This is a genomic window from Ancylobacter sp. (genome assembly GCF_965229075.1).
Classification (GTDB): domain Bacteria; phylum Pseudomonadota; class Alphaproteobacteria; order Rhizobiales; family Xanthobacteraceae; genus Ancylobacter.
Genome location: NZ_CBDDIO010000002.1, coordinates 2881204 through 2900007, shown reverse-complemented (window position 1 = coordinate 2900007; position 18804 = coordinate 2881204). Strand labels below are relative to the sequence as shown.

The 18804-nt window shown below is 69.5% G+C and carries 19 protein-coding genes; 10 read left to right on the top strand and 9 right to left on the bottom strand.

The annotated features are described in order from the left end of the window. Window positions 1–7: 7 nt before the first annotated feature. The 4 genes from ACO07Z_RS19635 (at window position 8) to ACO07Z_RS19620 (ending at window position 6729) form a co-directional block, all read left to right on the top strand. Window positions 8–955 (top strand): DUF58 domain-containing protein, encoded by a 948-nt coding sequence (locus ACO07Z_RS19635; RefSeq protein WP_421700253.1) that lies wholly within the window; start codon window positions 8–10, stop codon window positions 953–955. Then, window positions 952–3867 carry a DUF4159 domain-containing protein gene (locus ACO07Z_RS19630; RefSeq protein ID WP_421700252.1) on the top strand — a complete coding sequence of 972 codons (2916 nt, stop codon included), beginning with the start codon at window positions 952–954 and terminating at the stop codon, window positions 3865–3867. Before ACO07Z_RS19635 ends, ACO07Z_RS19630 begins: the two co-directional genes overlap by 4 nt. A 160-nt stretch (window positions 3868–4027) precedes the next feature. Continuing rightward, window positions 4028–6100: a hypothetical protein gene (locus ACO07Z_RS19625; RefSeq protein WP_421700251.1), complete on the top strand. Its 2073-nt coding sequence runs from the start codon at window positions 4028–4030 to the stop codon at window positions 6098–6100. A gap of 98 nt (window positions 6101–6198) precedes the next feature. Further along, window positions 6199–6729: a dihydrofolate reductase family protein gene (locus ACO07Z_RS19620; protein WP_421700250.1), complete on the top strand. Its 531-nt coding sequence runs from the start codon at window positions 6199–6201 to the stop codon at window positions 6727–6729. Here the strand turns inward: ACO07Z_RS19620 and ACO07Z_RS19615 are convergent. Next, window positions 6714–7259, bottom strand: coding sequence for a GNAT family N-acetyltransferase (locus ACO07Z_RS19615; RefSeq protein ID WP_421700249.1), 546 nt, complete (start codon window positions 7257–7259; stop codon window positions 6714–6716). The two genes, ACO07Z_RS19620 and ACO07Z_RS19615, sit on opposite strands and share 16 nt — an antisense overlap. Window positions 7260–7501: 242 nt before the next feature. Between ACO07Z_RS19615 and ACO07Z_RS19610 the strand changes: the two genes are divergently transcribed. The 4 genes from ACO07Z_RS19610 to ACO07Z_RS19595 all read left to right on the top strand — a co-directional run bounded on the left by ACO07Z_RS19610 (window position 7502) and on the right by ACO07Z_RS19595 (window position 10054). Next, window positions 7502–8029 (top strand): GNAT family N-acetyltransferase, encoded by a 528-nt coding sequence (locus ACO07Z_RS19610; RefSeq protein ID WP_421700847.1) that lies wholly within the window; start codon window positions 7502–7504, stop codon window positions 8027–8029. 107 nt (window positions 8030–8136) lie between these two features. Beyond that, entirely contained in the window at window positions 8137–9105 is a 969-nt protein-coding gene (locus tag ACO07Z_RS19605) for a glutathione S-transferase family protein (RefSeq protein ID WP_421700248.1), read from the top strand. 97 nt (window positions 9106–9202) lie between these two features. Then, window positions 9203–9427 carry a DUF2188 domain-containing protein gene (locus tag ACO07Z_RS19600; protein WP_421700247.1) on the top strand — a complete coding sequence of 75 codons (225 nt, stop codon included), beginning with the start codon at window positions 9203–9205 and terminating at the stop codon, window positions 9425–9427. Between the two features lie 3 nt (window positions 9428–9430). Continuing rightward, the gene (locus tag ACO07Z_RS19595; RefSeq protein WP_421700246.1) at window positions 9431–10054 is read left to right on the top strand and encodes a hypothetical protein; all 624 of its coding nucleotides are present in this window, start codon (window positions 9431–9433) and stop codon (window positions 10052–10054) included. A 6-nt stretch (window positions 10055–10060) separates the two neighbouring features. Here ACO07Z_RS19595 and ACO07Z_RS19590 read toward each other — a convergent pair whose 3' ends face one another. The 3 genes from ACO07Z_RS19590 to mnmA form a co-directional block, all read right to left on the bottom strand. Further along, window positions 10061–11293: an alpha/beta hydrolase family protein gene (locus tag ACO07Z_RS19590; RefSeq protein WP_421700245.1), complete on the bottom strand. Its 1233-nt coding sequence runs from the start codon at window positions 11291–11293 to the stop codon at window positions 10061–10063. Window positions 11294–11366: 73 nt separating this feature from the next. Further along, window positions 11367–12050, bottom strand: a complete 684-nt coding sequence (locus ACO07Z_RS19585) for a class I SAM-dependent methyltransferase (RefSeq protein WP_421700244.1) — start codon at window positions 12048–12050, stop codon at window positions 11367–11369. Between the two features lie 148 nt (window positions 12051–12198). Then, the gene (mnmA, locus tag ACO07Z_RS19580; protein ID WP_421700243.1) at window positions 12199–13386 is read right to left on the bottom strand and encodes a tRNA 2-thiouridine(34) synthase MnmA; all 1188 of its coding nucleotides are present in this window, start codon (window positions 13384–13386) and stop codon (window positions 12199–12201) included. A gap of 291 nt (window positions 13387–13677) precedes the next feature. Here mnmA and ACO07Z_RS19575 point away from each other — a divergent pair, with 291 nt between their 5' ends. Beyond that, window positions 13678–13953 carry a DUF1153 domain-containing protein gene (locus ACO07Z_RS19575; protein WP_244375589.1) on the top strand — a complete coding sequence of 92 codons (276 nt, stop codon included), beginning with the start codon at window positions 13678–13680 and terminating at the stop codon, window positions 13951–13953. An 85-nt stretch (window positions 13954–14038) separates the two neighbouring features. On the opposite strand, the gene ACO07Z_RS19570 is transcribed toward ACO07Z_RS19575, so the two are convergent. Further along, window positions 14039–14674 (bottom strand): hypothetical protein, encoded by a 636-nt coding sequence (locus ACO07Z_RS19570; RefSeq protein ID WP_421700242.1) that lies wholly within the window; start codon window positions 14672–14674, stop codon window positions 14039–14041. A 5-nt stretch (window positions 14675–14679) separates the two neighbouring features. Here ACO07Z_RS19570 and ACO07Z_RS19565 point away from each other — a divergent pair, with 5 nt between their 5' ends. Further along, window positions 14680–15387 carry a TrmH family RNA methyltransferase gene (locus tag ACO07Z_RS19565; RefSeq protein WP_421700241.1) on the top strand — a complete coding sequence of 236 codons (708 nt, stop codon included), beginning with the start codon at window positions 14680–14682 and terminating at the stop codon, window positions 15385–15387. 8 nt (window positions 15388–15395) lie between these two features. Here ACO07Z_RS19565 and phnN read toward each other — a convergent pair whose 3' ends face one another. From phnN to phnK, 4 genes are all read right to left on the bottom strand, one after another. Then, complete coding sequence (gene phnN, locus ACO07Z_RS19560; RefSeq protein WP_421700240.1) at window positions 15396–15986, bottom strand: phosphonate metabolism protein/1,5-bisphosphokinase (PRPP-forming) PhnN; 591 nt, start codon at window positions 15984–15986, stop codon at window positions 15396–15398. Continuing rightward, window positions 15983–17125 (bottom strand): alpha-D-ribose 1-methylphosphonate 5-triphosphate diphosphatase, encoded by a 1143-nt coding sequence (locus ACO07Z_RS19555; RefSeq protein ID WP_421700239.1) that lies wholly within the window; start codon window positions 17123–17125, stop codon window positions 15983–15985. Before ACO07Z_RS19555 ends, phnN begins: the two co-directional genes overlap by 4 nt. Before the next feature lie 52 nt (window positions 17126–17177). After that, the gene (gene phnL / locus ACO07Z_RS19550; RefSeq protein WP_421700238.1) at window positions 17178–17885 is read right to left on the bottom strand and encodes a phosphonate C-P lyase system protein PhnL; all 708 of its coding nucleotides are present in this window, start codon (window positions 17883–17885) and stop codon (window positions 17178–17180) included. Between the two features lie 141 nt (window positions 17886–18026). Then, window positions 18027–18803: a phosphonate C-P lyase system protein PhnK gene (phnK, locus tag ACO07Z_RS19545; protein WP_421700237.1), complete on the bottom strand. Its 777-nt coding sequence runs from the start codon at window positions 18801–18803 to the stop codon at window positions 18027–18029. Window position 18804: the final 1 nt, after the last annotated feature.

Here is an 18804-nt window from a genome sequence, read left to right as displayed (position 1 = left end):
TGACCGGGTGGAATTCGACGCCGATACCGCCGTGCGAAGTGCCGCGCAGGACGCGGCCGGCCTTGTCGCGGCCATGCCCCGGCTGGTGCTGGAAGCGCGCCGCATCGCCGCCAGTGTCTATCACGGCCTGCACGGGCGCCGCCGCGCCGGCACGGGCGAGAATTTCTGGCAGTATCGCCGCTTCAACGATGGCGAGCCCTCGGCCCGCGTCGACTGGCGCCGCTCGGCCCGCGACGACCATCTCTATGTCCGCGAGCGCGAATGGGAAGCCGCGCACACGGTGTGGATCTGGCCGGACCTCTCCGCCTCCATGGTGTTTGCCTCGCCGCTGGTGTGGGAGACCAAGCGCGACCGCGCGCTCGTGCTCGCCTTCGCCCTGGCGGACCTGCTGGTGCGTGGCGGCGAGCGTGTCGGCATTCCCGGGGTCATGCGTCCTTCCGCCTCGCGCCGTATCGTCGAGAAGATGGCGGAATCGCTGATCCACGCCGCCAGCCTGCCGCAGAGCCTGCCGCCCGCCTTCGCCCCCTCCCCGCTGGCGGAGGTGGTGCTGCTCGGCGATCTGTGGAGCCCGACGCGGGAGGTGGTGGCGAGCCTTGGCGGCCTCTCCTCCTCCGGCGCCAATGGCCATGTGGTGCAGGTGTGCGATCCGGCGGAAGAGACCTTCCCCTATTCCGGCCGCGTCGAGTTCCGCGAGCCGGAAAGCGGCGCCACGCTGACCATCGGCCGGGCGGAGACGGTGCGGGCGGAATATGTCGCCCGCGTCGCCGCCCATCGCGACGCCATTCGCCGCGAGGCGGAGCGCCATCGCTGGAGCTTCCTCGTCCACCGCACCGACCGGCCGGCGAGCGAGGTGCTGCTGGCGCTGCATGCGCGCATGAGCGGCGGCCTTGGCGCCGTGCCGCCGCGCGAGGGTGCCGCTGACGAGACGGGGCATATTTCGGGGCATCTGGCATGACCGGACTGTTCGGGCTGCCGCTCGCTTTCGCCACCCCGCTGCTGCTGACCGCGCTCGCCGCCCTGCCGCTGTTGTGGTTCCTGCTGCGCCTCGTGCCGCCGCGCCCGCGCAAGCTCGCCTTCGCGCCGATGCGCCTGCTGCTCGACATTCCGCCGAAGGAAGAGACCCCGGCCCGCACGCCGTGGTGGCTCACCGTGCTGCGGCTCCTGCTGGCCGCGCTCATCATCCTCGCCGCCGCCGGGCCGATCTGGAATCCGCCGGTCGCCGGCCCGGCCTCGTCCGGCCCGGTGGTGCTGCTCATCGATTCCGGCTGGCCCGCCGCCGCCGGCTGGTCCGCGCGCCTCGCCAGCGCCGAGGGCGTGGTGGCCGATGCCGATCTCGAAGGGCGCGGCGTCATTCTCATTCCCACCGGCGAGCCGCCGCTGGAGCCGCGCGTCATCTCCCCGCGCGAGGCGCGCGAGCGGCTACGCACGCTCGGCCCCGCGGCCTTCGTGCCCGACCGCGCCCCCGCCTTCGCCAGCCTCGCCAAGGCGCTGGCCGCCGCGCCGGAGGCGAGCGTGATCTATCTCTCCGACGGCGTCGCTCTCGACAGCGCCGGCACCGCCCCGGCCGATCTCGCCGCCCTTGTCGGCAACCGGCCGCTGACCACGCTGGCCGATGGCGCGGGCGAGCCGCTGGCGCTGGCGGCCGCCGACAATGCGGTGGACGCGCTGACCGTGAAGGTGCTGCGCGCCGGCCGCGATAGCACGCCCCGTGCCGGCGTGGTGCGCGCCTTCGAAATGCGCGGCCTGCCGCTGGGCGAGGCGCCCTTCGCCTTCACCGCCGGCGCCGGGGAGAGCGAGGCCCGCTTCGATCTGCCGGTGGAAATCCGCAACGAGGTGGCGCGGCTCGACATTCGCGACGAGGCGTCCGCCGGCGCGGTGCAGCTGCTCGACAAGCGCTGGCGCCGCCGGGCGGTGGGCGTCGTCTCCGGCGTCGCCGCCGACCAGCGCCAGCCCTTGCTCGCGCCGTCCTATTATCTCACGCGGGCGCTCGCCCCCTTCGCCGATATCCGCACCGCTGAGGGCACCTCTACCGCGGAAGCGGTGGACCGCTTCATCGAGCAGAAGCTGCCGGTCATCATCCTCTCCGATGTCGGCACCCTGCCGGCGCAGACGCAGGCCCGCCTCGCCCGCTGGGTGGAAGGTGGCGGCGTGCTCATCCGCTTCGCCGGCCCGCGCCTCGCCAATGGCTCGGACGAGCTGGTGCCGGTGACGCTGCGGCGCGGCGGGCGCGTGCTCGGCGGCTCGCTGTCCTGGGAACAGCCGCAGGCGCTCGGCGGCTTTTCGGCTGACGGCCCGTTCCGCGACGTGGCGGTGCCGAACGACATCACCGTGAACCGCCAGGTTCTGGCCGAACCGGACGGGCTGCTCGCCGCGCGCACCTGGGCGACCCTCACCGATGGCACGCCTCTCGTCACCGGCGAGCGGCGCGGCGCCGGCACGCTGGTGCTGTTCCACGTCACCGCCGACACCTCGTGGTCGAACCTGCCGATCTCGGGCGCCTTCGTCGAGATGCTGCGCCGGGTGGTGGCGCTCGGCGGTGCCAGCGCCAGCGAAGCCTCGACGGACGCCACCGGCGGGCCGGTGCTGAATGGCGAAACGCTCGCCCCCACCCGGCTGCTCGACGGCTTCGGCGCCTTCCGCCCGACGCTGCCCACCGCCAAGGCGATTCCCGTCGGATATCGCGGCCGCGCCAGCGCCGACCATCCCCCGGGCTTCTACGGCCCGCCGGACGGGCTGGTGGCGGTCAACGCCCTGTTGCCGCGCGACCGGCTGGTGGCGCTGGACCTCTCAAGCCTCGGCCGGCTGGAGCCCTACCGCGACGCCGCTCCGCGCGATTTGCGCGCGCCGCTGCTGGTGGCGCTGCTGGCCCTCCTTCTGGTCGACGCTATGATCGTGTTCCTGCTCGCCGGCGGCGCCTCCCGCCTCACCACCCGCCGGACCGCCGGGGGTGCGGCCGCACTTCTACTGGCGCTCGGCCTCGCCACCGGCGCGCCGGGCGAGGCCCATGCCCAGCCCAAGCCCGTGACCCCGCCGCTCGCCCAGAGCGCGCCGGCCCAGAGCGCGCAGGCTCCTGCGCCGGCTGCCGCTCCGGAAAAGCCGATGACGCCGGGCGAGATCGACTTCGCGCTGCAGGCGACCAATTCCACCCGTCTCGCCTATGTCGTCACCGGCGACGCCGAGACCGACGCGGTCAGCCGCGCCGGCCTGAAGGGGCTCACCGATTTCCTCGGCGAGCGCACCGCGCTGGAAGCCGGCGAGCCTATGGGCGTCGACCTCGCCCGCGACGAACTCTCCTTCTTCCCGCTGATCTACTGGCCGATCGTGCCCGGCAGCGAGCGCCCGAGCCCGCAGACGCTCGCCCGCGTCGATGCGTTCATGAAGCAGGGCGGCACCGTCATTTTCGACACGCGCGACGCCGAGACCACGCTGCCCGGCTCCAACGGCGCCGGTTCGCCCGCCAACACGACGCTGCGCGCCATCCTCGAAGGGCTCGACATTCCCGAGCTGGAGCCGGTGCCGCGCGACCATGTGCTGACCAAGGCGTTTTATCTGCTGCGCGATTTCCCCGGCCGCTTCACCGGCGGCACCACCTGGGTGGAGGCGCTGCCCGCCGCCGACGAGGCGGAGGAACGCCCGGCCCGCGCCGGCGACGGCGTGTCGCCCGTCGTCATCACCTCGAACGACCTCGCCGGCGCCTGGGCGGTGGATGACTACGGCCAGCCCCTGCTCCCGGTCTCCGATGGCGGCCCGCGCCAGCGCGAGCTCGCCTTCCGCGCCGGCGCCAACCTCGTCATGTATGTGCTCACCGGCAACTACAAGGCCGATCAGGTGCATGTGCCGGCGCTGCTGGAAAGGCTGGGGCAGTGAGGATGAATCCCGCTTTCGATCACGCCGTCATCCTGAGGTGCGAGCGCAGCGAGCCTCGAAGGATGCCGACACAGGCCACCATCGCCAATGAGCATCCTTCGAGGCCCGGCTCCGCCGGGCGCCTCAGGATGACGTTGCCCGACGGGCACGGAGCCGCCGCATGAATCTCGGCCTCGCCTTCGATCCGCTGATCCCGCTGCCCTGGCTCATCGCCGCGGCGGTGATCGCCAGCGCGGTGGCGCTGCTGGTCATTGTCTCGCGCACCCGCGGCTCGCTGCTGCGCGCGCTCGCCATCGCCCTCGCGGTGCTGGCGCTCGCCAACCCCTCGCTGACCCGCGAGGAGCGCGAGCCGCTTTCCACCGTGGTCGCCGTCGTCGTCGACCAGAGCGCCAGCCAGGATTTCGGCGAGCGCACGCAGATGACGCAGGCAGCCCGCACCGAGCTCGACAGCCGCCTCGCCCGGCTGAAGGAGCAGGGCGCCGAAATCCGCTTCATTGATGCCGGCGGCGGCGCCGGCGAGGTGGACGGCACGCGCCTGTTCACCGCGCTTTCCGCCGGCCTCGCCGATGTGCCGCCCGAGCGGGTGGCCGGCGCCATCCTCCTCACCGACGGCCGTGTGCATGATATTCCCGCCACCGTTGCCGCGCTCGGCTTCCGCGCACCGGTGCACGCCATCATCTCCGGCCATGAGGGCGAGCGCGACCGCCGCGTGGCGCTCACCTCCACCCCGCGCTTCGGCATTGTCGGGCAGAACCAGACCATCGGCTACCGCGTCGAGGATGAGGGCGCCCCGGCCGGGGCGCGCGTCGCCGTCACCGTGCGCCGCGATGGCGAGGTGGTGGCCCGCCCCATCGTCACCTCAGGCCAGCCGGCGCAGGTTGATGTCGAGATCACCCATGCCGGGGCCAACATCATCGAGATCGAGGCGGCGGGGCTGGAGGGCGAGCTCACCCCGGTCAACAACCGCGCCGCCGTCTCCATCGACGGCGTGCGCGACAAGCTGCGCGTGCTGCTCGTCTCCGGCGAGCCGCATGTCGGCGAGCGCACCTGGCGCAACCTGTTGAAATCCGACGCGAATGTCGATCTCGTCCACTTCACCATCCTGCGCCCGCCGGAGAAGCAGGACGGCACGCCGATCAACGAACTCTCGCTGATCGCCTTCCCGACGCGCGAGCTGTTCCAGCAGAAGATCAAGGATTTCGATCTCATCATCTTCGACCGCTACGCCCAGCAGGGCGTGCTGCCGATGATCTATTTCGACAATATCGTGCGCTATGTGCAGGAGGGCGGCGCGCTGCTGGTCTCCGCCGGCACCGACTACATCTCCGACGGCTCGGTCTATTACACCCCGCTCGACGCCATCCTGCCCGCCGGCCCGACGGGGCAGATGACCGAGACGCCCTACCGCCCGCAACTGACGCAGGCCGGCCAGCGCCACCCCGTCACCCGCGCCCTGCCGGGCTCGGAAAGCACGCCGCCGGCCTGGTCGCGCTTCTTCCGCCTGGTCGACACCGACGCCGCGCGCGGCACCAGCGTGATGGACGGGCCGAACGGCAAGCCCGTGGTGCTGCTCGACCGCGTCGGCGAAGGCCGCGTCGCCTTGCTGCTGTCCGATCATTTCTGGCTGTGGGCACGCGGCTATGAGGGCGGCGGCCCGCATATCGACCTGCTGCGCCGGCTCTCGCACTGGCTGATGAAGGAGCCGGATCTGGAGGAGGAGCGGCTGCGCATGGTGGCCAGCGGCGGCGACATCATGGTCGAGCGCCAGACCATGGGCGACAGCGCCCCGCCCGTCACCATCACCACGCCCACCGGCGCTACCCGGCAGGTGACGCTGGAGCCTGCCGCGCCCGGCCTGTTCCGCGTCACCTTCCCCGCCGACATGCTCGGCCTGTGGCGCGCCAGCGACGGCACCCACACGGCGCTGGTGAATATCGGCCCGCTCAACCCGCGCGAATTCGCCGAGGTGACCTCGACCACGCAGACGCTGCGCCCGATCCTCGAAGCGACCGGCGGCGGCGTGTGGCGCATGGCGGACCTGGCCGGCCTGGTGCCGCGCGTCGTCGCCGTGCGCTCGGGCGAGCGCTTCGCCGGCGAGGACTGGATGGGCCTGCAGATGCGCGAAGTCTCCGTCGTGCGCGGGCTCGGCCTGTTCCCGCTCTTTGCCGGCCTGTCCGGCCTGCTCATCCTGCTCGCCGGCGTCGCCGCCGCCTGGGCGCGCGAGGGACGGTAGGGCCACCCCTGCGCGTGGCCTCTGCATAAGCGGGGCGCCGGGGCTGGCCCCCGCGCTTGCGACCGGTCATGTTCGTGCGCCAACGACTCGGAGCGCCCATGACCCGCATCTATGGCTTCATCGCCGCCAGCCTTGATGGCTACATTGCCGACAACGACGGCTGCCTCGACTGGCTCACCCCGTTCGACGATGTCGATTCCGGCTATGACGCCTTCATTGCCGAGATCGGCACGGTGGTGATGGGCCGCGCGACCTATGAGGCGATCATGGCCATGCCGGGCGGCTGGCCCTATGCCGGACGGCGCGGCCTGATCGTCACCTCGCGCCCGCTGCCCGACGCCCCTCCTGGCGTTGCCGCTTGGACGGAAGGCGTGCCGGCGCTGATCGCCCATGTGCGTGGCGGCAACGACAGCGAGGGTGCGGCCTGGGTGGTCGGCGGCGGCGGGCTGCAGGCGGCTTTCATCGCCGCCGGCGCCTTCGACCGGCTGGACCTGTTCGTGATCCCCGTGCTGCTCGGCGGCGGCATTCCGCTGTTCCCGCCGGGCGCAACGCCGGCCCGGCGGCTGCAGCTTGAAGACACCGAGCGCTATGCCAATGGCATGGCGCGGCTGCGCTACGCGCTTTCCTGAAGCGCTGCGGGGGCAAAGGCCTTGCGCACCGCGCCGCGCACCTCGTCCAGCGGCGTGGCGTCGAGCGGGCACACCAGCACGCGGGCGGGGTCCACCGGGCCGGGCAGGCTCACCTGCCCGCGCGGCACGCGCTGGAAGCCCATGCGGCCATAATAGGGCTCGTCGCCCACCAGCAGCACCAGGCGCGCCGCGCCATCGCCCTGCGCCAGCACTGCCTTCGCCGCCTCCAGCGCCCGTTCCACCAGCCGCCGGCCGATGCCATGCGAGCGGAACGGCGGCTCCACCGTCAGCGGGCCGAGCAGCAGCGCTGGCAGGTCGCCGATGACGATCGGCGTCAGCCGCACCGAGCCGACCAGCATGGTGCCGATGGAGGCGGTGAAGGAAAGGTCGCGCCGGTGCGGGTTGCCCTCGCGCAGCCGGAAGGCGGTGCGGGCATAGCGGCCGGGGCCGAAAGTGCGGGCGATCAGCCGCTCGATGGCGGCATCGTCGGCGGGGGTCTCAGAGAGCAGGGAAATGGAAAGCTCGGTCATCGGGTGTCTCGGCGCTCAGGATCGGCGGTTCGCCGCACCGAGCGGCCGTGGATCACGGCCGCCGGCGGGCGCGAACGGGCAGGCACACGCGCGCAAAGGCGCGGCGGGCTCGCTCGTCTCGTCGTCGCTGGGCCGGCAACCGGAACATCGGGCTTTCCTCGATCGGACGCGCCCGATAGCACGGACCGCGCGCGAGGTCGAGCCGTTGCCGGGCACGGAGCGCATGGAATAGGCTCATGCGCATGACCGCGCCCGATATCCGCCCGCTCGGCCCCGACGCCGCCACCATCGACGCCCTCGCCGCCCTGCTCATCGAGACGGTGGCGGGGGGCGGCTCGGTCGGCTTCATGCATCCCGTGGCGCCGGAAAAGGCGGCCGGCTTCGCCCGCGCCAGCCTGGAAGCGGCGGCGCGGGGCGAGCGCATCGTGTTCGGCGCCTTTGTCGACGGCACGCTCGCGAGCACCGTGACGCTGCTGCTCGCTCTGCCGGAGAACCAGCCGCACCGGGCCGAGATCGCCAAGATGATGACCGCGCCCGGCTTTCGCGGCCGGGGCCTGGCCCGCGCGCTGCTACTGGAGGCCGAGCGGCAGGCCGCCCTGCGCGGCCGCACACTGCTGGTGCTCGACACCGCCGAGCAGGAAGGCGCCGCCGGGCTCTATGAGAAAGCCGGGTTCATCCGCGTCGGCGCCATCCCGGATTTCGCGCTGAAGCCGCATGGCGGGCTGACCGCGACGCTGCTCTATGTGAAGCGCCTCGCCCCCGCCGGCTGACGACGTCACCGGCATCCGCGCAAGACCGCCCTCTCCTGCGTGCAAACGGGAAAGCTGGCCTCCTCCGCCGCGCGCCCTATTGTCTGCCGCACACAGGGAGAGTGCGCATGGGACTGCTGGTCGAAGGCAAGTGGGTCGACAAATGGTACGACACCAAGAGCACGGGCGGGCGCTTCGTGCGCACCACCACGAGCTTCCGCAACTGGATCACGGCGGACGGCAGCCCCGGCCCGACCGGTGAAGGCGGCTTTCCCGCCGAGGCCGGGCGTTACCATCTCTATGTCTCGCTCGCCTGCCCCTGGGCGCACCGCACTCTCATCATGCGGGCGCTGAAAGGGCTGGAAGACATCATCTCCGTCTCGGTGGTCGATCCCTTCATGGGCGAGGAAGGCTGGGTGTTCGCCGACCACGCCGCCCGCCGCAGCGAGGGCGCCACCACCGATGCCGTGCTCGGCAAGCAGCGGCTCTACGAGGTCTATCTCGCCGCCGATCCCGCCTATTCCGGCCGCGTCACCGTGCCGGTGCTGTGGGACAAGACGCGCGGCACCATCGTCAGCAACGAATCGGCGGAAATCATCCGCATGCTCAACACCGCCTTCGCCGCCTTCACCGAGGACCGGCACGATTATTACCCCGCCGCCCTCGCCGAGGAGATCGATGCGCTGAACGCCCGCGTCTATGACGCGGTGAACAATGGCGTCTACAAAGCCGGCTTCGCCACCGCGCAAGACGCCTATGAGGAGGCGGTCACCGCCCTGTTCAAGGAGCTGGACGCGCTGGAAGCAAAGCTTGAGGGCCGCGACTGGCTGCTGGGCGAGGCGCTGACCGAAGCCGATATCCGCCTGTTCACCACGCTGATCCGCTTCGATCCGGTCTATGTCGGCCACTTCAAGTGCAATATCCGCCGGATCTTCGACTACAAGAACCTGTCGCGCTATGTGCGGGCGTTCTACGCCCTGCCCGGTGTCGCCGGCACGGTGAACCTCACCCACATCAAGCGGCACTATTACGAGAGCCACAAGACCATCAACCCGACGGGCGTGGTGCCGGTGGGGCCGGAGGTGTGGTGGGGGTGAGCCCCGCTGCAGCCACGTCCCAATGGGAATTCGATTGTAGGGGGCGGGCCGGCGCTTATATATTTGGCGGGAGACATTGAGCAGATCGGTCATAGTCATGTCGACGAAATCGCAACATGTCGCGCCGCGTGGCGACAAGTGGATCGTCCGGACGACGGGTGCCGGCCGCGCCAGTGCGACGTTCGCCACGCAGCAGGAAGCCGTGGCGCGCGCACGCTCGATCGCCAAGGAGCGCGGCACCGAGCTTTACATTCACGGCACCGACGGCCGCATTCGCGAGCGGTTGTCCTACGGCAAGGATCCCTTACCGCCCAAGGGGTGATCCTTGCCGGACTTCGCCAGAAGCGTCTTCATCAACTGCCCGTTCGACGAAGAATTCGAGCCCATTCTTCAGGCCGTGCTGTTCTGCACCGTCTATCTTGGCTTCACGCCTCGCATCGCCACGGAGAGTGGCGACTCGGGCGCGATGCGGCTTGAGAAGATCAAGACGCTCATCGCCGAGTCGAAATACTCAATCCACGATCTCAGCCGCATTCAGGCGCGGCGCCGGGGCGAGCATTTTCGGCTCAACATGCCGTTCGAGCTTGGCCTCGACTACGGCTGCCGGCAGTTCTCGGGTGGCGAGCACCGCGCCAAGAGAATCCTCATCCTGGAAGAAAAGCCCTATCGCTATCAGGCCGCCATTTCGGATCTCGCCGGCTGCGATATCCAGGCCCATGCGGGACAATTCGCAACCGCGGTCCGCAAGGTCCGCAACTGGCTGGTGAGCGAGGCCGACATCCGCGCTGACGGCGCCACGCGCATTCTCGCTGCCTATGAAGACTTCCAAATGTGGTACTACGAGCAGCAACTGGCGGCAGGGTTCTCCGAGCGCGACATCAGGGATTACCCGACCGCTGAACTGTTAGTGGCGATGAAGCAATGGTGCGCCAGCGAAAAGCGCCCCTAGCCCCCCTCACCTCCCGTCGAACCACGCCTTCCACTGCGGCACGGCGGTGGCGAAGGTGCCGCGGTGGGTGGTCTTGCCGGTCGAGACCGCCTCCACCGCCGGATTACCCGTGCCCATCGCCTGCTGATAGGTCTGCGCCAGCTGGCCGAGGCCGGGGGTAATCACCTCATCCGCCTCGCCATAATAGTTCCGCACCGGCGATTGGATCACCCAGCGATAGGCGGTGGTGGCCAGAACCAGCCGCCCATAGGCCGACTCCGCGAAGAAGCGCGGGTCGAAATAGGCCGGGCGGATCAGCTTCGTGAGGTCGGTGGGAATGGCGGCGGGGTCATAGGGCTCGCGCGCATAGGCCTTGCGGGCGATCTCATAGCTCTCCTCGGTCAGCAGCGCCCGCGCCAGCCCCGGCACGCCATAGTAATTCTCGAACGAGAAGGACGAGAGGATGAACAGCGAGGTCACCCAGCTGGCATCGTTCGGGCGGGGAAAGTCGAGAAAGCCGCTCAGCGCGACATAGATGTCCACCGGCGCGCTGGCGGTGGCGGCGGCGTCCACCTTCACGCCCTCCGCCTCCAGCTTTTCCAGCAGCGCCATGGTGACGAAGCCGCCCTGCGACCAGCCAGCGAGAAAGAGCTTCGGCGTGTCGATCTTCAGCGCCGCCAGCACCTGGCGGCTGGCGGCCAGCATGTCGGCGGTGGCCTGCTGGTGGCTCGCCTTCACCATATAGCCTTCCGGCTCGGTTGAGAGGCCGAGGCCGAAATAATCGGCGCCGATCACCACATAGCCCTGCCCGGCGAACTGGGCGACCATCAGCGCCGTCTCCGGCGACTGGGCGATGAAGGACGGCACCTCCTGTTTCCCGTACACCGTGCCGTGCTGGTAGGACACCAGCGGGAAGCTGCGGCCCTCGACATCGGGAATGGCGATCAGCCCCGTAGCCACGGTCGGCCGGTTGCCGCGTTCGGGAATGAGGCTGGGATAGGTGACGCGGTAGAGCTTCACCGCGTTCTTCGCCGGCGTGTAGCTGACGCTAATGCCGGCAAAGGCCGGGATTTCCTTGGTCAGCACCTCGTTCAGGCGCGCGACATCCCAGCGTTCGAGAAATTCATAGCGCACGCCGCCGGCCACCGTGACGGCACCAGCCTCCTGCGCCCGCGCCGGGGCGGCGATGGCAAGCGCGAGCAGGCTGAGGAGAAGGGCGAAAGGCGCGGCGATGCCGCGACGGCGGGAGAACAGGGCCATGATCTGCCGGAAGCTGGGGGGTGGCGGGCCGCGCACCGGCGAGGCGCCGGCACGCCCCCGCCAAATACCACCCTCAGCCGACCAGCGCCACGCTCTCGCTCGCCGTGGCCATCTCCGCCTCGGTGCGCTTGCGGAAGCGCACCAGCGTGTACATGCCGAGCGCCACGTCGCGCTTGACCGGCAAATCCACCGTGCCGTTGCGCACCGCCCAATTGTGCAGCCGGGCGAACTGGAATTCCGGGCGCCAGCCGAGCTTGCGGGCGCGGCGGGCGAACCAGCGCTCGAAGGCGGCGCGCGGGCCATCCTCGGCGCCGAGATGGTTCACCAGAATGATCTCGCCGCCGGGCTTGAGCACGCGGGCCATTTCGTCCAGCGTCTCTTCGGGGTGCGGCACCACGGTGATGACGAACTGCGCCATCACCACATCGAAGGAATGGTCGGCGAAGCCCATATGGGCGCCGTCCATCAGGCACAGGCCCTCGACATGGGTGAGGTTTTCCTTCGCCACCTTCTCATGCGCCTTGCGCAGCATGGGCTCGGAAATGTCGACGCCGACCACGCGGTTGCTGCGCTTATAGGCCGGCAGCGCGAAGCCGGTGCCGACACCGAAATCGAGGATCCGCCCGCCGATCTTCTCTGCCGCCTGCAGCGCCGCCTTGCGGCCGGGCTCGAACACCGCGCCGAAGACGATATCGTAAATCGGCGCCCAGCCGGCATAGGCCTCTTGAACGGTGGCGTGATCGAGATCGGTCTTCATGCGGTTCCCCTTGCACTTGCCGGGCCGGCGCGCCCATTCCTGCAGCCTTCTCGCGACGCGACGCGGCTGCAGTTTCCTGATCTTGGAGCACTTTCTTATCGATCCGGTGAATTCACCGGACCGGAAAGGGCTCTAACGTAACGTCAACTCAGGCCGAACGTGCCATCATCTCCGCGTCACGTGTCAGTGTGGTGAACGGCGCCAGCTTGCGGCGGATCACGCCGCCGCCGAGCATGCGGGTGCCGGCCTCGCCATCCTCGTAGAACACGCAGGCCTGCCCCGGCGCCACGCCTTCCTCGGTGCCGTGCAGCCGCACCTCCACCCCGCCGCCCTCGGCGGGGGCGAGATGGCCGGGCACCGGCGCGCGGGAGGAACGCACCTTCACATAAAGCTCGCGCTCGCGCGCGGCGGCCTCGTCAAGCGTCTCTTCGCCGAGCCAGTTCACCTCGTCGATGCGGATGGCGGAAACGCCGAGCGCCGCGCGCGGCCCCACCACCACCTGCCGACGGGCGGCGTCGATACCCACCACATAGAGCGGCTCGGACGCGGCAATGCCCAGCCCCTTGCGCTGGCCGATGGTGAAGCGCATCACCCCGGCATGCCGGCCCAGCACCCGCCCGTCGAGATGCACGATCTCGCCCGGCTCGGCCGCCTCCGGGCGCAGCTTCTCGACAATGGCGGTGTAATGGCCATTGGGCACGAAGCAGATGTCCTGGCTGTCCGGCTTGTCCGCCACCTTCAGCCCAAAACTCTCGGCCAGCGCACGCACTTCCGGCTTGGTCGTCTCGCCGAGCGGAAAGCGCAGCATGTCGATCTGCGCCTGCGTGGTGGCGTAGAGGAAATAGCTCTGGTCGCGGTTCTCATCCAGCGGGCGGAACAGGCCGCGCCGCCCGCCTTCCATCGTCCGGCTGGCGACATAATGGCCGGTGGCGAGAATGTCGGCGCCGAGGTCGCGCGCGGTCTCCAAGAGGTCGCGGAACTTCACCGTGCGGTTGCAGTCGACGCAGGGAATGGGCGTCTCGCCGGCCGCATAGGCGTCGGCGAAGCGCTCGATCACCGCGTGGCGGAAGCGGCTTTCATAGTCGAGCACATAATGCGGAATGCCGAGCTTCTCGGCCACGGTGCGCGCGTCATAGATGTCCTGCCCGGCGCAGCAGGCACCGGGGCGGTGGTGCATCGCCTCGCCATGGTCGTAGAGCTGCAGCGTCACCCCCACCACATCATAGCCCGCCTGCGCGTAAAGCGCGGCGACGACGGAGGAATCCACGCCGCCCGACATCGCGACCACGACGCGCGTCTGGCTGGGGGCTCGGTCGGTGTCGTCGAGACGGATCATGGCGGGGCGGAAACCGGGAGAAAAAAGGACGCGTGCGACGCACTATATAGGGCACCTCGGCGATTTCATGAACCCTGCGCGGCGCGCCCGGGCGCCTGCGGTAACATTTTGCCCTGGCGCAGACACCGGAAGCGTTGCCGTTGCGGCACGAAAAGTAAACAAACTCCTTCGCAACTATTAACGAAGCAGCAATCACTTAGCGCTCACGGGGTGGTGATTCGCTTAGGAGAATATTTAAATCTCCATCGCTATGCTCACTTTCATTGGTCGTGTGTATTGAGTGAGTGAAACATGACAGAACCCTATCGCCCGAGGGTGAAGTATGTAATCGGGCCGGACGGAAGTCCGTTGACCATTGCCGATCTGCCCCCGCCGAACACCCGGCGCTGGGTCATCCGCCGCAAGGCGGAAGTTGTTGCCGCCGTCCGCGGCGGGCTCCTCAGCCTGGAGGAAGCCTGCAGCCGCTATACGTTGACCACGGAAGAGTTCTTGTCCTGGCAGGCCTCCATCGACCGCCACGGCCTCGCCGGCCTGCGCACCACGCGCATCCAGCAATACCGGCAGTAAAGCGGCGACGGCGCCGGACATATCCCGGTGCTGCCGCCGACGCCGTCCCCCCGGAAGCCCGGAAGCCGGCTTCACCCCCTCGGCCTCAGCCCTCCAGCGCCGCGAGATAATCGCGCCCCGTCAGCATGAACGGTGCATAGCGGCCCGGCCAGGTCTCTTCCCGCGCGCGCCGGCTGGTTCGGCAGCGGGGATCATAGGCATAGAGGTCCTGCCACCTCGCCTCCTCATCTAGCTGGCGTACATAGCTGGCAAGCGGCGGCAAGGTCTCGACAGGATCTTCGGCGCCAAGGTCGAAATTGATCTCAATTTCTTCCCCGACATACACCGTCACGGCGGGATACTGGGCGATGTCGACCAGACACACGCTCACCCGGTCGATCTCATCCACCGCACGAATGAACGCGGAGGGACGTGAGCGTGCATTGAACTCGTGAAGGTCGAGCATGAGACGCGGCGCCACGCGCCGCGCCGCCCCGCGCAGGCGCTCCGGCCTGTCGATCTGCAGGAACTCGACAAAGGGCGCCGCTCCCTCTGGCTGCGCTAAGCTGATTTCAAGATCGCCGTAGCCCCAATAGGGACGCTGCGTCGCATGCGGCGCCGGCTCACCGATCGTCTCGATCGGCTCCCCCAGTAGGGCGACGATCTCCTCCATCGAAACGCCCGGCCGGACAGGCCCGAGGCAGCCGGTGTTGAGAAAATCGACGAGCGACGCGCGGATCATGGCCTATGGTAGCGTTGCGCGGCAGACAGCGCACGTCAGAGACGAACCGAACTCGCTCCAAGGTCGCCATGGAAGAAAAAGCTCAGTCGAGGCCATCAGTCCGCAAGCGCGCCGAGGCCATCAAGCCGTTTCGCTGCAAGAATCTGATCGCCGTCCTGGAAAATCCATCCGACATAAAGAACATCGGCACCGTCATCCGCAACGTCAACGCACTGGGCGTCGAGAAGGTCTATGTCGTCGACCCGCGTCGTTCGTTGCCGGACGACTGGCAGGAGCTGCGCGAACGGCGCGCGATATCCAGCACGTCGGTCTCGGCGGTGAAGTGGACCTTCGTCAAGCGTTTCGACAGCACGGAGGAGTGCTTCGACCATCTGGAAAAGAAGGGTTTCGTCTCGATCGTGACCTCGCCGCACGTGAAGGGGAAGACAAGCCTTTTTCTCCACGAGGGCGATTACACGGCGCACACGAAACTCGCCGTCTGGTTCGGCAGTGAAGCGACGGGCATCAGCGATCTGGCCGTCGCGCGCAGCGCGATGTGCGTCTCCGTTCCGATGTTCGGCATGATCGAGAGCCTGAACCTGGGAACGAGTTCCGGCATCGTTCTCTACGAGATCACGAAACAGCGGCGGGAGTATCAGAGCAAGTTCAAGCGCCGCCACCGCAGGGGCGAGCGCACCAATCCTCTGCCGACCGTGCTCGCACCCGACGTCTAGTCGCCCCCTCAGCCGAGCCCGCCGAGAAAATCCGCCAGCGCCGCGCCGGCGGTCTCCACCGTCCCGACATTCAGCACGGTGAGGTCCGGCGGGGCGTCGAGCGCAGGCTCGCGCTTCAGCCGGGCCAGCACGTCCTGCGCGCTCTCGCGTCCCCTTGCGGCGATGCGCGCGGCCAGCATCTCCACCGGTGCGGTGACATGCACCGTCTTCACCCGGGCGAAGCGGCGCCGCGCCTCGCTCACCGCCGCGCGCGAGCCATTGGCGACGACGGTGCAGCCGGCGAGAATATCCTCCGCCACCTCCGCCCCTAAGGCGTAGCTGAGCCCGTTGGCCCGCCAGTAGAGCGGGAAGCTGCCGAGCGCGACCCCTTGGGCGAAATCGCGCTCGTCCAGCGGGATATGGTTCTCGGTGGCATCCGCCGGCCGGGTGATGCGCCGGCGGGCGAAGCGGAGGTCGGTGCGCTCGGCCAGCCGCGCGCGGGCATAGGCGAGCAGCGTGTCCTTGCCGGCGCCCGAGGGGCCGACCACCAGCACCAGCAGGCCGGGGCCGAGCTTTTCGCCCGCGTCCAAAGCCTGCGCCACCACCGCCTCGCCGTTCACGCCACGCGCTCCCCCTGCCGCCACACCGCCCGCGCCGCCGGGCCGGCCCCGGCCGCCGAGACGCGGATGAAATCCGCCCGCAGCCCCGGCGCCAGCCGGCCGCGATCCTTCAGCCCCGCCGCTTGCGCCGGGTTGGCGCTCACCATCGCCACCGCCTGCGGCAGGGTGATGACGCCTTCCGTGCGCGCCGGCAGCTCGAACGCCGCCAGCAGCAGGCTGCCGGGCACATAGTCGGAGGAGAGAATGTCGAGCACGCCGCGCCGCGCCAGGCTCTCGGCGGCGACATTGCCGGTGTGCGAGCCGCCGCGCACGATATTGGGCGCGCCCATCAGCACGCGGATGCCGGCCTTGTGCGAGGCGTCCGCCGCGCGGTCGGTGGTGGGGAATTCGGCGATGGCTACCCCATCCCCGATCGCCTCCGTGACATGGTCGTCGGTGGCGTCGTCATGGCTCGCCAGCACGATGCCCTGCGCGCGCGCCATCTCCACCAGCCGGGCGCGGTTGGGCCGGGCGTAGCGGGCATGCGCCTCCTGCCGCTCGGAAACGATGAGGTCCAGCTCGGCGTCGCTCATGCCGCTCTTCTTCTTGTAATAGCTGCGGAACTGCGCCTCGGTCATGAACTGGCGCTGCCCCGGCGTGTGATCCATCAGCGAGATCAGCCGCACGCCGGCATCGTCGAGCAGCGCGCCCGCTTCCTCCACCACGCCGTCGGCGGTCACCTCGCAGCGCAGATGCACGAAATGTTCCGCCCGCAGCACGCCGGCGGCACCCGCCTCGCGCACCGTGGCGGCGAGCAGCGCCGCGTCGCCATCCATGCCGGCGGCGCGCTTGTCCGGCCAGACGCGCAGCGAGTCGAACACGGTGGTGATGCCGGAAGCGGCGATCTGCGCGTCATAGGCGGTCACGGCGGCGAAGGCGTTCCAGGTCACGCGCGGGCGTGGGTAGAGATGGCCCTCCACATGGTCGGTGTGCAGTTCGACAAAGCCGGGCAGCACATGGTCGCCGCCCATGTCGACGGCCCCGCGCGGCGCCGTGCCCTCGCCGATCTCAGTGATGATCCCGTCGCGCACCACGAGATGGCCGGGGCGCACCTCGTCTTCCAGCACCAGCAGGGCGTTGGCATAGACCGTCTCGTTCATCATTCCCTCACGCTGCCGCCCGTCACGCCCGCGCCCGTCACGCCTGCGCCGCTCACGCCGCCATCTGGCCGAAGCTGGTCACGTCGATCACCCGGTCGCACACCGCCTCGCGCACTTCCGCATCGTGGAAAATGCCGAGAATGGCGACGCCGGCCCGCTTCTTCTCCTCGATCAGCTGCACCACCACGGCGCGGTTGGCCGCGTCCAGCGACGCCGTCGGCTCGTCCATCAACAGCAGCGGGCGATAGGCGATGAGGCCGCGGGCGATGTTCACCCGCTGCTGCTCACCGCCGGAGAAGGTGGCGGGCGGCAGGCTCCACAGCCGCTCCGGCAGGTTCAGCCGCGCCAGCAGCTCCCCCGCCCGCGCCACCGCCTCCTCGGGCGCCACGCCGTCATGGATCAGCGGCTCGGCCACCACGTCGCGGGCGCCGACGCGGGGGATCACCCGCAGGAACTGGCTGACATAGCCCATGGTGGTGTCGCGCAGTTTTATCAGCCGGCGGGGCGGCGCGGTGGCGACATCCACCACCTCATCGCCATCGCGCACGCGGATCGCGCCCGCATCGACGCGGTAATTGCCGTAGACCATCTTCAGCAGCGAGCTTTTGCCCGCGCCCGAAGGCCCGCCCAGCGCCACGCACTCGCCGGCATAGAGCTCGAAGCCGGCGCCGTTCACGACCGGCAGCCTGGCCCCTTCGCGCAGATGCAGGATGAAGGTCTTGGCGACGCCGGAAACGGAAAGGATGGGGTCAGTCGCCATGTCGTGTCTTCCTTGTCATCCCGGCCGAAGCGAAGCGGAGAGCCGGGATCGCGGGCCGACCGCGCGCTCCCGTCGGCAGACGATCCCGGCTCGGCGCGTGCCGCGCCGTCCGGGATGACGGTGAAGAGGGGGTCGCCATGCTCACGCCGCCAGCACCGAAGAGACGAGCAGCTGCGTGTACGGCTCGCGCGGGTCGTCCAGCACCTGGTCGGTGATGCCGGTCTCGATCACCCGCCCGTGCCGCATCACCACCATGCGGTGCGAGAGCAGCCGGGCGACGGCGAGGTCGTGGGTAACGATGATCACCGCCAGCCCCAGCTCCGCCACCAGCTGGCGGATGAGGTCGAGCAGCCGCGCCTGCACCGAGACATCGAGCCCGCCGGTCGGCTCGTCCATGAACACGAGGCGCGGGCGGGTGACGAGGTTGCGGGCGATCTGCAGCCGCTGGCGCATGCCGCCGGAAAAGGCGCGCGGGTCGTCATCCACCCGGTCAGCGGCGATTTCGACCTTGGCCAGCCAGTCGATCGCCTCATTGCGGATGTTGCCATAGTGCCGCCAGCCGACCGCCATCAGCCGCTCGCCGACATTGCCGCCGGCGGAGACCGCCATGCGCAGCCCGTCCGCCGGGTTCTGCCGCACGAAGCCCCAATCGGTGCGCATCAACAGCCGCTTCTCGGCGGCGCCGAGGCTGGCGAGGTCGGCCATCCGCCCGTCACGCAGCCGGTAGGAGACGCTTCCGGCGCTGGCTTCCAGCTCGGTGGAGAGCAGGCCGAGCAGGGTCGACTTGCCCGAGCCGGATTCCCCGACCACGGCCAGCACTTCGCCGGGATAGACCTCCAGCGACACGTCGCGGCAGCCGAGGCGGGCGCCGTAATTCTTGGAAAGACCCTCGGCGATGAGGAGCGGCTGTTCGGTCATG

Excerpts from the sequence above, each read along its gene's own strand:
- ACO07Z_RS19575 (WP_244375589.1), top strand. The coding sequence starts at position 13,678 with ATGACAGAACCCTATCGCCCGAGGGTGAAGTATGTAATCGGGCCGGAC.
- ACO07Z_RS19625 (WP_421700251.1), top strand. The coding sequence starts at position 4,028 with ATGAATCTCGGCCTCGCCTTCGATCCGCTGATCCCGCTGCCCTGGCTC.
- ACO07Z_RS19630 (WP_421700252.1), top strand. The coding sequence starts at position 952 with ATGACCGGACTGTTCGGGCTGCCGCTCGCTTTCGCCACCCCGCTGCTG.
- ACO07Z_RS19610 (WP_421700847.1), top strand. The coding sequence starts at position 7,502 with ATGACCGCGCCCGATATCCGCCCGCTCGGCCCCGACGCCGCCACCATC.
- ACO07Z_RS19615 (WP_421700249.1), bottom strand. The coding sequence starts at position 7,259 with ATGACCGAGCTTTCCATTTCCCTGCTCTCTGAGACCCCCGCCGACGAT.
- ACO07Z_RS19570 (WP_421700242.1), bottom strand. The coding sequence starts at position 14,674 with ATGATCCGCGCGTCGCTCGTCGATTTTCTCAACACCGGCTGCCTCGGG.
- ACO07Z_RS19605 (WP_421700248.1), top strand. The coding sequence starts at position 8,137 with ATGGGACTGCTGGTCGAAGGCAAGTGGGTCGACAAATGGTACGACACC.
- ACO07Z_RS19565 (WP_421700241.1), top strand. The coding sequence starts at position 14,680 with ATGGTAGCGTTGCGCGGCAGACAGCGCACGTCAGAGACGAACCGAACT.
- ACO07Z_RS19600 (WP_421700247.1), top strand. The coding sequence starts at position 9,203 with ATGTCGACGAAATCGCAACATGTCGCGCCGCGTGGCGACAAGTGGATC.
- ACO07Z_RS19590 (WP_421700245.1), bottom strand. The coding sequence starts at position 11,293 with ATGGCCCTGTTCTCCCGCCGTCGCGGCATCGCCGCGCCTTTCGCCCTT.
- phnK (WP_421700237.1), bottom strand. The coding sequence starts at position 18,803 with ATGACCGAACAGCCGCTCCTCATCGCCGAGGGTCTTTCCAAGAATTAC.
- ACO07Z_RS19620 (WP_421700250.1), top strand. The coding sequence starts at position 6,199 with ATGACCCGCATCTATGGCTTCATCGCCGCCAGCCTTGATGGCTACATT.
- ACO07Z_RS19555 (WP_421700239.1), bottom strand. The coding sequence starts at position 17,125 with ATGAACGAGACGGTCTATGCCAACGCCCTGCTGGTGCTGGAAGACGAG.
- mnmA (WP_421700243.1), bottom strand. The coding sequence starts at position 13,386 with ATGATCCGTCTCGACGACACCGACCGAGCCCCCAGCCAGACGCGCGTC.
- ACO07Z_RS19585 (WP_421700244.1), bottom strand. The coding sequence starts at position 12,050 with ATGAAGACCGATCTCGATCACGCCACCGTTCAAGAGGCCTATGCCGGC.
- phnL (WP_421700238.1), bottom strand. The coding sequence starts at position 17,885 with ATGGCGACTGACCCCATCCTTTCCGTTTCCGGCGTCGCCAAGACCTTC.